10 protein-coding genes are annotated in these 13,161 nt (G+C 52.1%); 4 read left to right on the top strand and 6 right to left on the bottom strand.

Annotation, left to right across the window (positions count from 1 at the left end):
* Positions 1–17: 17 nt before the first annotated feature.
* The 5 genes from HY774_05155 to HY774_05135 form a co-directional block, all read right to left on the bottom strand.
* Complete coding sequence (locus HY774_05155) at positions 18–830, bottom strand: hypothetical protein (GenBank protein ID MBI4747852.1); 813 nt, start codon at positions 828–830, stop codon at positions 18–20.
* Positions 831–1,051: 221 nt separating this feature from the next.
* Positions 1,052–1,762 carry a zf-HC2 domain-containing protein gene (locus HY774_05150; GenBank protein ID MBI4747851.1) on the bottom strand — a complete coding sequence of 237 codons (711 nt, stop codon included), beginning with the start codon at positions 1,760–1,762 and terminating at the stop codon, positions 1,052–1,054.
* Complete coding sequence (locus HY774_05145) at positions 1,759–2,394, bottom strand: sigma-70 family RNA polymerase sigma factor (GenBank protein MBI4747850.1); 636 nt, start codon at positions 2,392–2,394, stop codon at positions 1,759–1,761. Before HY774_05145 ends, HY774_05150 begins: the two co-directional genes overlap by 4 nt.
* A 357-nt stretch (positions 2,395–2,751) precedes the next feature.
* Positions 2,752–4,110 (bottom strand): hypothetical protein, encoded by a 1,359-nt coding sequence (locus HY774_05140; protein ID MBI4747849.1) that lies wholly within the window; start codon positions 4,108–4,110, stop codon positions 2,752–2,754.
* Positions 4,111–4,275: 165 nt separating this feature from the next.
* Complete coding sequence (locus HY774_05135; GenBank protein MBI4747848.1) at positions 4,276–5,007, bottom strand: NAD-dependent deacylase; 732 nt, start codon at positions 5,005–5,007, stop codon at positions 4,276–4,278.
* Between the two features lie 285 nt (positions 5,008–5,292).
* Here HY774_05135 and HY774_05130 point away from each other — a divergent pair, with 285 nt between their 5' ends.
* The gene (locus HY774_05130; protein MBI4747847.1) at positions 5,293–6,336 is read left to right on the top strand and encodes an aminotransferase class I/II-fold pyridoxal phosphate-dependent enzyme; all 1,044 of its coding nucleotides are present in this window, start codon (positions 5,293–5,295) and stop codon (positions 6,334–6,336) included.
* Between the two features lie 182 nt (positions 6,337–6,518).
* Here the strand turns inward: HY774_05130 and mazG are convergent, their stop codons facing one another.
* Positions 6,519–7,340, bottom strand: a complete 822-nt coding sequence (gene mazG, locus HY774_05125; GenBank protein MBI4747846.1) for a nucleoside triphosphate pyrophosphohydrolase — start codon at positions 7,338–7,340, stop codon at positions 6,519–6,521.
* 733 nt (positions 7,341–8,073) lie between these two features.
* Between mazG and HY774_05120 the strand changes: the two genes are divergently transcribed.
* The 3 genes from HY774_05120 to HY774_05110 all read left to right on the top strand — a co-directional run bounded on the left by HY774_05120 (position 8,074) and on the right by HY774_05110 (position 12,842).
* Positions 8,074–9,855: a protein kinase gene (locus tag HY774_05120; protein MBI4747845.1), complete on the top strand. Its 1,782-nt coding sequence runs from the start codon at positions 8,074–8,076 to the stop codon at positions 9,853–9,855.
* 6 nt (positions 9,856–9,861) lie between these two features.
* On the top strand, positions 9,862–11,070 hold the full coding sequence (locus HY774_05115; GenBank protein ID MBI4747844.1) for a serine/threonine protein kinase: 1,209 nt from the start codon (positions 9,862–9,864) through the stop codon (positions 11,068–11,070).
* Between the two features lie 149 nt (positions 11,071–11,219).
* Positions 11,220–12,842, top strand: coding sequence for a tetratricopeptide repeat protein (locus HY774_05110; protein MBI4747843.1), 1,623 nt, complete (start codon positions 11,220–11,222; stop codon positions 12,840–12,842).
* Positions 12,843–13,161: the final 319 nt, after the last annotated feature.

The following is a 13,161-nucleotide window of genomic DNA, read 5'->3' as shown; positions in this document are numbered from 1 at the left end:
TCTTCAAGCCCTGGTTTTCATTGAATTTGCTTGACGCTCACCACCACCACGATTGCCCCATCAAGTGAATTTGATGTACCAACGACGACCTTCTCGCCTTCATGCACTGTCAGCGCGGTATTGATACCTGCATCGGTATACTCCAAGCTATCAAATCGTGACATGTAGGGAACCCGTATCCCGAAGTTAAAGCGATCAATCTGAATCGTTTGCCGGTCTGAAGTACCTTTTACCAATCTGATATCCCTTAATTTGTATTGATAATAAGTCGGTCCTTTGGATTTTGGAGCGACTGGGAACAATGGGTCTCCTGATGCACTCGCTTCAATTTCCCCTCCGGCTCGAACCCGGTTCACAAACGAAGTGGCGTACCGATATCCGGGAAATTTGAGTGCCCCTTGTAATTGTTTCAACACCGGCTCCAATTCTGCCGGAAAAGTACTGGTATCAGTTGCTGAAGTTGAAGAAACCAGCACATGAATATGCACTTCCAGGCTGGCAGGCTGATCTTCCAGCACATCGAGTCGTTTGAGAGCCGCTTCCATTGTGGCGATATTTTCCGGGAAATCGCGCACGGTAATGGTTTTAAATTCAGAATTTTGTTGAACCTGGCTGTATGGCGCCCCGCTCGACAACCCGCGCAAAACATCGGCCAACATTCGGGGGTCTCTGAACTTCACATCCAGAATTTTGGTCTTCAAATCCTTCGGATAGGCTGGCGACGGAGGTTCGGGATTGCCGCCTCCCGCCGACTGGGCCGAGACTTGAAACGACATTCCGAACAACGCCGCCAGCAGACACACGACGAGCGTTAGATTTTTGATCTTCATAAACTTTTCTCCTGTAATGAAATGATGACAATTTCGTCAGTAGTCAGTAGTGGATAAGTCAGTAGTCAGTAGTCAGTAGATAAAACCCGGATATTTTCGTCTGTAGAGTTTTTGGAAGAATTGTCGCTAACTGACTTAACTAGAACCAAATACACTTGACATGGAATTCAAAATCCCAACACTCAACTACTGACTACTGACTACTGACTACTGACTACTGACTACTGACTACTACTTTCCTTATCCACAAACCAGATAATGCGGACGTTTGGGTCTTCGGTCTGGATTTCAACCCGCATTTTGTCTTCATCTGACGGACGGATTGAATCTTCGGTAAAACCGCTGTTGGCCGGAAGTGATCGAACTGGTCCGGCATTGGCAGCAACATTTATATCTTCTTGAGAAACAGCAGGTTGTGGTTGTGGGCGATGAACTCGCCGGATGGTCTTTGGCGCCGTGGTTTTGGCAACTGGTGTTGGGACGGAACTTGAATCGTCGGCCACCTGAGTTGATGCAGCGGTTGATGCTGTCTCCGGAGAGTGTCCAATCGGGCTATTCACTCTGACGGTCGTTGCAGGTTTGGGCTGAAACACCACCACTGCCAGCGGCAACATCACCAGCGCCACCAGCACCGACGCCAGTGCGAAGCGCCATCGCCAGCTCATCGCCAGCCGTTCCCAAAAGCCTGGTTTCACCGGCTCAAGCAAGCGAATCTGGGTCATCACTCGATGCCGAACCTGATCCAGCACGGCATCTTCAACGTCTCCACCAGCAAACGTTTTGAGCGCGAGTTGGCTTGTTTGCAGGTCACGGGCAAACGCCCGGCACGATTCACAAACTGCCAGATGTGATTCAATCTGCTGGGCTTGTGAAGCGGTGAGGTCACCTTCAACATAAAGTGCAATGTGGAATTCAAATTCCTGGCAATTCATCGTGACCTCCCTTCCGCTTGACCGAAGCCGGTCTTCCCGAGCCATTTCTCACGGAATTTCTTGATCTTGACCCGCGCCATACTGATCTGGCTGCGAATCGTTGTTTCGGTTGACCCAAGCAACCGGGCGACTTCGCTGGTGTCGAGTCCTTCTAAATCGCGCAACACCAGCGCGGCACGTTCCTTTTCCGGTAGCGAAGCAATCGCGTCAGCAATCATCCGGCGTTCCTGGGCGGCGCCAAATTCCTGTTCCTGGTTGTGCGCACTGGCCAGATGGTCGAGCGCGCCGCGTTCCTGTTCCTGGTCTAGCGACAGCATCTGGCTTCCAGGTCGTTTGGCAGCGATTTCCCGGCAAACATTCACTGTCACTTGATAGAGCCAGGGCGAAAATTCGCGTTCTTCGTCAAACCGATGAAGGTATTTGTGCAACCGGAGGAAGACTTCCTGGACGGCATCGCCAGCGTCTTCAACATTTCCGAGCAACCGACTGGCCGTACGCATCACCTGCCGCTGATAGCGAATAAATAACTCTTCAAACGCCTGGGTATCGCCTGACTTGACCCGTGCCACCAGTGATTGCGCCACGGGCTGGGCGTTTTTTTGCGCCTCATCTCGCGACCGCAGGGCAATCATGGCAAAAGAAGTAAGTTCCGAAAGCATGGCGTCACTCGTTTCCAAACTGTTTTGGGATTTTTTTGGTGTTCATTGAGGTATATCGAACAAAGCGCCAAAACGTTGAAAATTATTTTTCAGAAAAATGTCAGTAGTCAGTAGTTGATGAGTCAGTAGTCAGTAGTCAGTAGTTGATAAGTCAGTAGATAAAACCCGGATCGTTAAATCTGCGGAATTCTTGAAAAGAATTGTTCCTAAATGACTCAAATAGAACCGAGTACACTTGACAGAATTTCTCAATTCCCAACACTCGGCTACTGACTACTGACTACTGACTACTGACTACTGACTACTGACTACTGACTACTGACTTATCAACTACTGACTCCTATCTCTTCCCCATTCCCGCCAACCAATCACCATCAATGGCACATACTGAATGACGTAGGCCAGCCATGATTCGTGCCAGAGACCAGTTTCAAGTCGTGTCACCAGAACCAGATAGCTCACCGGACACGACACCAGCCACCACCAGCCCGATGTTGACCAGCACCAGCTCAACGTGATTGCCAGCCAGAGCAAATACCAGGGATAAACTGTCGGCGTGAGCAGGAAAAAACCAAACCACAAACCAGACATCGCAGCCTGGAAGTGCTCAACTCGGGTTGAAACCTTCCAAATCCAGTAGAGTAACCCAAGGGCGCACAATGTTCGTGAAATTGGCCCGCCAATCAATAATTTTCCCAATTCGTACAGTGGGCCGTTAAACGACCACGTTCCAAGATACACCAGAAGTGATTGAATGACTGCGACTTCGCGTGAAAATTCAATAAACGGCGCGTATCCGGCGACTATCAGCGTTCCAAAAATCAGCCCAAACCGCCAGCGGTCAGCTTTGGGCACGTGGAACCACACCCACGGAAGCAAAATCACCGGCACCAGTTTGATCAGCACGGCACCAGCCAGTGCCACTGCCGCCAGCGAACTTCGTTTGTGCTGGATTGAAAGATAAAAAAGCACCAGAAACAGGATTCCCAGTCCATCCACATGGGCAGCCATCCCACATTCCAAAATCGGCAAGGGACACCACGCATAGACCACAATCCAGAGCGGATTGGCTAAACCTGAATTCGCAGCAAGCAATTTGAAAAGCAACCAGAGCGTGACGCATTCAGCCAGAAACAAGAGACCTTTGATCCCCCAGAGGGCATTTCCGGCCAATCGGTAAGCAGCGGCAAAGCACACCTGAGCCAGTGGTGGGTAGATTGTGCGCAATTCCGGATGGTTGATTTTTGGGTAAACAACTGTGTCGCGAAGGGGTTCCAGTTCTCTGGCCTGCGGTGGGTAGCGATAAGGATTGATACCGGCGGCTGAAACTCGTCCATCCCACAGATAGCGATAGACGTCGTCAGATGTCACTGGCGGCAAGGCAATCACTGACAGCCGAAACACAATTCCACCAGCCACAATCAACCAGAGCACGGCGCGTGGAACCACGTGAGATGAGGTCGAGGATGAGAGGGTGAAAACGGTAAAAACGGCCATGCCATAGAGCATTCCAGCCAGAAAAGTAACGAGAATAAAGTTTATCAGACCGCCAGTTGTCGTAAAATCCAGCCACCATAGAACCAGAAGGAAGACTTCGATGGTAACGGCACACCCGACGAGTATTTTTCCTGAATGCTCACCTGCCAGGCTTTGAAGGTGCTGGTGAAAATCCCGCCAGTGATTGGTCATATTTTCTTTCAGGCTGAAGATTTCGCATGGCGAAGGATTTTAGCCCGGCAGGGACGTCGTGGAATATCCGTGGTGCGAAGCCCACGGACCTGGCCAGGTTGGGATTCAACCCAATCTCAAAACCCCGCCTAAAGGCGTAACCCTGAACTTCATCCTGTTTTCTGCTTATATATCCAGGAGTTGCGGCAAGATTTCGCCGGCTTTTCCCTGCAGGCTCAGGCTCACAGATGAGGAAAGTTCGGTTTCCTCCGGGTTGACTTCGATGACCTTGGCGCCGTAACTCAAGGCAATCATTGGTAGCTGCGCTGCCGGATACACGACGGCTGAGGTACCAACCACCAGAAACACATCACAGTTTGCGGCGGCTTGTTCGGCCTTTTCAAACGCACCTGGCGGAAGATATTCACCAAAGAGCACGACATCTGGTCGTAGCACCTGCCCTTGTGGTCCACGCGGGGGCAATTCCGGCAACGGCGTTTCAGGTAATTCAAACACGTCGCCGGTTTGGGCACATCGTCCGCGCCAGATATTGCCGTGCAGTTCGACCAGTTTGGTGCTGCCGGCTTTCTGGTGGAGACCGTCTACGTTTTGAGTAATCAGCAGAAATTCTGGAAAGTGCTTTTCCCAGGCCGCCAGTGCGTAATGCGCCGGGTTGGGCTGGAGCGGAGCAATCAATCCGCGTCGGTATTCAAACCATTCCCACACCAGCTTTGGGTTGTCTTCCAAAAGGTCTGAAGATGAAAGCGTCATTGCCGGCAGTCCCCGCCAGACAGCGGTGTTTCCTCCACCACGAAACGTCGGCACCCCGCTTTCGGCTGAAATTCCAGCTCCGGTAAGAATGGCAACTCGTTTGGCTGGTTGAAGATACGTGCGTGCTCTTGAAATATTGTCGGTCATTGTAACCTCGTGGGAAATCGGGGTTCGGGGTTCGGGGTTCGGGGTTCGGGGTTCGGGGTTCGGGGTTCGGGTTTCGGGGTTCGGGGTTCAGGATTCAGGGTTTTCGAATTTATTTTTTGCTTGTCTTTTAGTGGGTCGCTCTGGATTGCACAACTGGAGTCCACAAGATATTGTAGCCCCCCATTTGCGAATTTCGACACCAGAAATTTCAACGATACTTTCTAACCCCGAACCCCGAACCCCGAACCCTGAACCCCGAACCCCGAACCCCGAACCCTAATTCCTATGCCTTCCACCATTGACCTCCGCAGCGATACTGTCACCAAACCCTCACCTGCCATGCGCCAGGCCATGGCCGAAGCCGTTGTTGGTGACGACGTCTACTTTGAAGACCCAACCGTCAACCGGCTCCAGGAACAGGTAGCCGAACTCTTTGGCTTTGAAGCCTCATTGTTTGTTCCGTCGGGAACAATGGGCAATCAAATCGGCCTCAAGCTCCACAGTCAACCCGGACAGGAAATCATCGTCGAAGCCAGATCCCACATTTACAACTGGGAAGTCGGCATGGGTGCGGCCTTTGCCGGAGTCGTTCCCCGTCTGTTCAACGCCGAACAGGGTCAGCCAACCTGGGACGATATTGAACCGCTCATTCAGCCCAAAGTCTATTATCGTGCCCAAACGGCCATGGTTTGCCTGGAAAACACCCACAATATGGCGGGTGGCACGGTCATGCCAGTTGAAACCTTTCGCCACATTTGCGAGCAGACGCACGCAGCGGGACTCAAGGTGCATCTGGATGGGGCTCGAATCTTCAATGCCGCCACAGCGCTTGGTGTTTCAGTCGCTGAACTGACCCGTGGTGCTGATTCAGTCATGTTTTGCTTTTCAAAGGGACTTGGCACCCCGATTGGCTCAATGGTGGTGGGAAGCCGTGAAGTCATTGATCGGGCGATTGTGTACCGAAAGATGCTTGGCGGGAGTCTCCGGCAGGTCGGCGTTCTGGCAGCCGCCTGTCTGGTGGCACTTGAAGAAAGCCCGCAAAACCTGATTCACGACCATGAAAACGCCCGGTTTCTGGCCGAGGAAATCGCTGATTTGCCAGGAATTTCAGTTGATCCCACGCAGGTGGTCACCAATATCGTGATTGTTGATGTGGCTGGCACGGGCCTCACGTCAGCTTCGGTGTGTGAACGGCTCGCCTACCGTGGAGTCTTGACCGGCCCGGTCAGTCCAACCCAAATTCGCTTTGTGACCCATCGTGATGTTGACCGGTTAAGCTGCAAAACCGCCGCCCAGGCGTTGCGGCGGCTGGTGACGGAAATTGACTGAAATGACAAAATGACAAGGTGACAGGGTGACAAGGTGACAAGGTGACAGGGTGACAAGGTGACAGGGTGACAGACTCTCAATTCTTTTCATTTGGTTATTTGGTCACCTTGTCAAAAGGTCACCTTGTCACCTTGTCACCCTGTCACCTTGTCACTTGGTCACCCTGTCACCTTGTCACCTTGTCACTTCTCCCCTTGCTTGGCTTCCTGCCAGTAGCGTTCCATTTCTTCCAAATTACTGTCTTGAATAGTTTTCCCTTCGCGGGCCAGAGCCTGTTCGATATAGCCAAAGCGGCGGCGGAACTTGCGGTTGGCATTTTTGAGCGCGCTGTCCGGGTCAACTTTGAGCAGTCGGGCAATGTTGACGGCGACAAAGAGCAGGTCGCCAACTTCATCGGCAATCGCCAGATGGTTGAGGGTTGGTGCGGTCAGTTCGGCTTTGAGTTCGTCAACTTCTTCGTGGAGTTTGTCGAGACAATCTTCAGGGCGTTCCCAATCGAATTTCACATAGGCCGCGCGCTCCGTCAACTGGCGGGCTTCGATGAGCGGTGGCATTTTGGGCGAGACATTGTCCAAAAATGAAGCTGGTTGGGATTTTTTAACTGCGGTGCCGGTGGCCTCGGCTTTGGCGGCTTTCTCCTGGGCTTTGATGGATTCCCAGTTTTGAAGCACTTCGTGTGTTCCGGAAACCTCAGTCTCTCCAAAAACATGTGGATGGCGGCGAATGAGCTTGGCACATAACACTCCAATGACATCATCCACGGAAAATCGTCCGGTTTCAGTCGCAATCTGCGAATGAAACACAACCTGAAGCAGCACATCTCCAAGTTCGGCTTTCAATTCCTCGTCATCGTCATCATCAATGGCCTGAAGCACCTCATAGGCTTCTTCGATCAAGTAGGGTTTCAAAGTGGCGTGTGTTTGCTCGCGATCCCACGGGCATCCATTTGGTGCGCGGAGGCGAGCCATGACCTCAACCAGGCGTTCGAACGGTGAGTTCCCCATTGGTGTATGTGTTTGCATCCTTTCAGGTAAGTTGTAACTGACTTTAGGATAGACACCTCAAAAGGGTTTTGATATGTTCAGGCGTCTACCTTTTGAATCTACACCAACTTTTCACTTATTCATTCAAAAGTGTCAAACTTGATTGACGACCGATTGAGATTCACTCCCGAAAACGGATGGATCTGTTGGCTTCAAACCTGAGTAAGCATAAACTCTTTGAGACAACTCAAGTTACTCCTTTCAAAGCGAACCCCTTTGAGGGGAACGTTGTCAACAACGTTGAAAGATATGGTTTGGTGCGCTACAGTCTGGGTTCATTCCTTACAGCGTGTCGCAAGCTTCCCAACGACTCATTCACCACATCGTGGATTGTTTTCCAACGTCAGAGGCGACGGCTGGTACACGCAAAAACTGTAAGCTCCAAAGACCCATTTCTCATGCCTTGAAAGTATTCTATTTTTTGAGTTTAGGTCTTTGTTTTTCTGCTTGATGGCAGGTGATCCCCACCTGTCACCCAGGCCAAACCAACAGGCTTTTGGAAAACTGACTCCTGTTTTCTGAGTCGAATGCGATTTGGAAGGCCGAAATCAGGTGCTTTTTCTAAAAATCGAGACCGTAGCTTCTTTCTCATGAGAACGTGGTCAGGGCATCTGGCTGGTTTTCCAAAAAACGAAGCAAAACCGCGCTTGAGACGCGGAGCAGACTTATATTCTTTTTGAGTTGTGGTGATTTCATGAGCGAGGCGCCAGTCGGGGATTACATCGGATCAATTGTTGACAGCAAATATCGAATTGACTCTCTGCTTGGCAAAGGCGGAATGGGAAAGGTGTACCGTGTAACCCACCTCAACCTGAACAAAGTCTTTGCCCTCAAGCTGATGCACTTCGATAAAGTGGAGTCCGGGTCAGGTTCAGACGCCAATCAGGTCCTGAGGTTCAAACGCGAAACCGAAGTTTTGGTGAGGGTCAACCACCCAAACGTGGTGATGGTGACGGATTTCGGCGTGCTGCCAAAAGATGTGCCCTACATCGTGATGGAATACATCGAGGGGACCACGCTTCGGCAGCTCATGCGCGAAAAAGGAAAACTCACCGAAAAAGAAACCATCCACATTGCCAAACAAATGTGTGCCGGGTTGCACGCGGCCCACCTGCAAAACATCGTTCACCGGGATTTGAAACCTGAAAACGTGATGATTCAGCAGCTTTCAGACGGTGAAATCATGGCGCGGGTGCTGGATTTCGGCATTGCCAAACTGCTCCAGCGGCCAGGTGAAATCGAAGCCGAATCACTGACCGGGGCGGCTCTCCCAGGAACCCCCAAGTACATGGCCCCCGAGCAGATGTTTGGTGGCACCGTTGATGCCCGGGTGGATGTGTTCGCCATCGGATTGATCATTTATGAAATGTTGACCCAGACGCTGCCGCTGGTGTTGATGTCAAACGTCAAACCGCTCACCGAACTCCGACCTGATATTACACCCCGGTTAAATGACATTGTCCTCAAAGCGATTTCCAAAGAAGTAGACGACCGGTTTGAATCAGCCCACGCTTTTAAACAGGCACTCGAAGAACTCGAACAACACACCATCATCGAAGCCGAACTGGTGAAACGGACGAGAACCCTTGGTGAAATGGCCGGTTCCTTTCCTTCCTCCACCCAACGAGTGACCGTTGCCAATCGGGTCGTTTCTCAAACCGATCCGAACGTTGGCTCCACCATGCGGATTGAGGTGCCGCCACCACAAAAAGGAAAAGCCTGGGTCGCGATTCCAGTGATCCTGGTGGTGTTGGGCGGTGGATTTGGCGGCCTGTGGGCGTTTTCACCCGATTTCCGCAAACTGTTCAAATCAGAAACAGCGACGGCTGAGCCAGGCGGCAAACTTGCCGAGCAATTCATTCCACAACTGGTCACCGCCCGAAGCGGCGTGACCAAAATTGGCTCAATGACCGCCAACAAAGCCAGCGGGTACGGTATTTTGTCTCAACCGGAGCATTCCACGACGATTGACGAATTCCAGGTTTCCAAACAACTGGTCACCAGTGCGCAATATGCCGAATTCGTCCGGTTGGCCAAACATCGCCCGCCATCAAACTGGAACGGCCCCACCCCGCCCAGCGACCTCCTCAACAAACCCGTTACGATGGTGAGTTGGGAAGATTGTCAGGATTACTGCTCCTGGCTCACCGTCCAAACCAACCGGCTCCATCGGCTACCAACTGAATTTGAATGGGAGTACATTGCCCGCGATGGAGGTCATTTTGGCGCCTCGGATGTGCTCACCGGATATCGGGAATGGACGGGGTCAACAATTGCTCCCTACCCAGGCGCAAAGTGGGACACCAGTATTTTGGGAGACTCGGCAAATGCCCGTGTGATTCGAGGCGAAACGGTTGATCCAGATGGGAAACAGGTTGACCAGTTAACCTACCGATCACTTCAGTTCCCAGCCTATGCCGAAAGCGATAAACTTGGATTTCGTGTTGTTTGTGAGACCGCCAACGGAGGAAAGTGACACTGCATGAGCGAGTATTTCAATAACCTGATTGGGAAAGAAATCAACCGCACCTATCGCATCGAAAAGCTCCTTGGAAGTGGCGGGATGGGGTCGGTCTTTAAAGCCAAACATATCCATCTGGGCAACGATGTGGCGATTAAAGTGCTGTCGCCACATTTTGCCAATGACACACAATTGATCAAACGCTTTCAGCGTGAGGCCAAGGTTGGGTGGGCGTTGACGCACCCCAACATCATCAAGGTCAGCGATTTCGGCAAAACCGACGATGGCATCCTGTTTATGGTCATGGAGTATGTCGAAGGCGAGACCATGGATGTCTACCTGGCCCGCTCCGGGCCATTGCCGATTGGACGCGTGCTGCAGATTTTGGAACCGCTCTGTGATGCATTGTCCGTGGCGCATGACCAGAACATCCTCCATCGCGACCTCAAACCGGCCAATATCATGATCAGCACCAAAAAAGACCAGGAAGTGGTCAAGTTGCTCGATTTTGGGATTGTGAAATTGCTCCAGCCGGATGAACAGGTTTCAGCCTTGACCGCCGTCGGTGAAGTGTTTGGGACGCCGATTTATATGGCACCAGAGCATTTAATGGGCCTGCAAGTCGGCCCCACCGCAGACGTGTACAGCCTGGGCGTCATTACCCATTTGATGCTCACCGGCCAACTGCCACACGACAGCGAAGACCTGCGGCGCCTGTTTGAAATGAAAATGAAAGAGTTGCCGGCACCATCACAGAAATTTTCATTCCTCCCTACCGGAATTGACCCGGTCTTGCAGAAAGTGCTGGCCTCGCACATTGATAAGCGGTACCAGAGCGTCAACGAATTTTTCAAAGCGCTGAAAAATGTGGCCGATACCGCACCAACGTCCCATCTGAATAAAGCAGCCTCAGCTTCAGCCCAGTCTGACTTGCTGGCGGCCATGCCCACCATTCAAACACCAAGCGCATCCTCGCCGATACCACAACCCACCGTTCAAAGTGCCCAGACCATTTCGTATGCCACCCAGCAACGAGAAGCGGCGGTCAGATCAGGGGGCGGAGGCAACGCGACGCCAGCCGCCGCGTCGAAGGAAAACAACGCTCCCGCGCCATCATCACCACCGGCTGACCCAGTCGCCAAACAATCCAATTCAACCATGATGATCATCGGCGCCATTGTTGTTCTCGTGATAATTGCCGTGGTGATTTTTTTGGCCACCCAAAAATAGACTCAAGCGTGGAAACGCGCGGCATCGGATTTCAGGAAAAGTTCAGAGTTCTGGCTTCAGACAGCTTCTTCACCGAAGGCAATTATCTTCCATAATTTCTATAACTCCCCGCCACAAGGCGGAACTCTCGACCATATCCGAAAAGTTCTATGTCGAATACTGACAAGGTTTGCATTTGCGTTCCGGTCCGCTTTGCCCAGACGGCCACTCGACACCTGACACTACTGGCGGCCATGGGCCTGCTTCTGCCCTGGGGTGAAGTCGTGCTCAGTGCCATTCCAGGATCAGGCATCCAGCCCGCCAGCATTCTGGCTGCCCAGCAAGGTTCGACGTCACTGCGCATTGACCTCACGTCCTCCAAACCGAAAACGACCTCCACCTCACTGCGGCTCAATTTCAACAACAACCCGGCCCGGTCAAGTTCGTCAACCTCCCTGCGGCTCAACATCAATGAAATCAGCCAGCGGCTTGGGGTACAACAGGTCGGTGAAGCCAGCGCCGTGCGTGAGCGCCGCGTTCCGGTCAAACCGGTTCTGACCGGCCCACAAGCTGACATTGCCAAAGCTGATTCCCTGCTGGATCAGGACAAAGTTGAAGAAGCCGTCGCGCTGTATAAAAAAGTCATCACGAAAAGCCCAAAACTGGTCGAAGCCCATATGGGTCTCGGCGATGCCCTGATGAAACAGGGAGACTTTGAAGAAGCGGCCAAAAAATACCAGGAAGCCACCGAAATCGCTCCGGCCAATCCGGACGTGGCACTTGGGTTTGGCGTCGCCCTCTATCGAAGCGGACGCATTGACGAAGCCATCAGCCAGTACAAGCTGGTCCTGGAAAAAGAAAAGAATTATGCTCCGGTGTATTACAATCTGGGGATTGCCTATGCCCACCGGGGCGAATTTGACGAAGCGATCAAGGAGTATCAAACCGCGATTACGCTTCGCAAAAAGAACTATCCCGATGCCGCCAACAACCTGGGCCTGATTTATGAAGCGATTGGGAATGTCGAGGGCGCCACCGAACAGTTTAAGGCGGCGATTGCCCAGCGACCAAACTACCCGCTGGCTCACTACAATCTGGCCCGATGCTATATGGGGCAGGCCAAGTTTGACGAAGCGCTCACTGAAACCAAAACCGCCGTTCAGCAGCAGACCAATTTTTCTGAAGCCTACCTGACGCTGGGCAACCTGTACCTGATTCGCTCGCTGCTGCGTGACACCAACGAACAAGAACTGGCCATTACGGCCTTTAAACAGGCGATTCAGCTCCGGGAAAATTTCTACCCGATTGCCCATGAAAACCTGGCGATTGCCTACACGCTCAAAGGCGATGACAAGAGCGCCTATGCCGAATATCGGCTGGCGATGGATCAGGAAGACGGCAAGTCACCGCAAACAATGCGGAATCTGCTCTCCACCATGCTCGGCAATCGCGATAAGTTCATCATTGACAATGAACAAAGCCGTTCTGCCAATCCGGGCAACTTGAAAAATAAAGCCCGCAAAGTCAGCCAGAAAGACAGCAAAGACACCCGTCAAACCGACGATGATGCTGTGCGCCAGGAGTTACTCAACGTCCTGATTGACTATGACGATATTGCGGCTGAAGCCAAGGAAAATGCCGACCTCCGGTATTGCGCCGGTCGGGCCTATATGGCCGTTGGTGGCATCGGCGGCGCGATTGGCGAAATGGCTGAAGCGTATCGGCTCTCCGGTGAAAAGGACCTTGATGCCGGCAAAGCCGTAACTTATCTGGTTTACTGGCTGCATCAATAGTGAAGTAGTGAAATAAGGCGAAATAAGGGGCTGATGTGGAATAGCCGTGATGCGAAGCCCACGGTCACCGGCCCATTCTCCATTCTCCATTCTCCATTCTCCATTCTCCATTCTCCATTCTTCCGTGGGTGGCGCTGACGCTGACCCACGGCTGATATAAGTATCCCCTTCGGGGATTCATCAACCTCATTTTTCAATCACCATTCAAATTTTGAGCGCGCGGCAAGCTTCCCCTTGTCCTCTTGTCATTCTTCATTCTCCATTCTCCATTCTGTCACCCTTCGGCTGAACCGGAGGCAGAGAACCTCAAAATGTAGCG

It is taken from the genome of Acidobacteriota bacterium, assembly GCA_016208495.1.
Classification (GTDB): domain Bacteria; phylum Acidobacteriota; class Blastocatellia; order Chloracidobacteriales; family Chloracidobacteriaceae; genus JACQXX01.
Note: the sequence above shows the minus strand (reverse complement) of the source record. Positions and strands in the feature narration are given on the sequence as shown.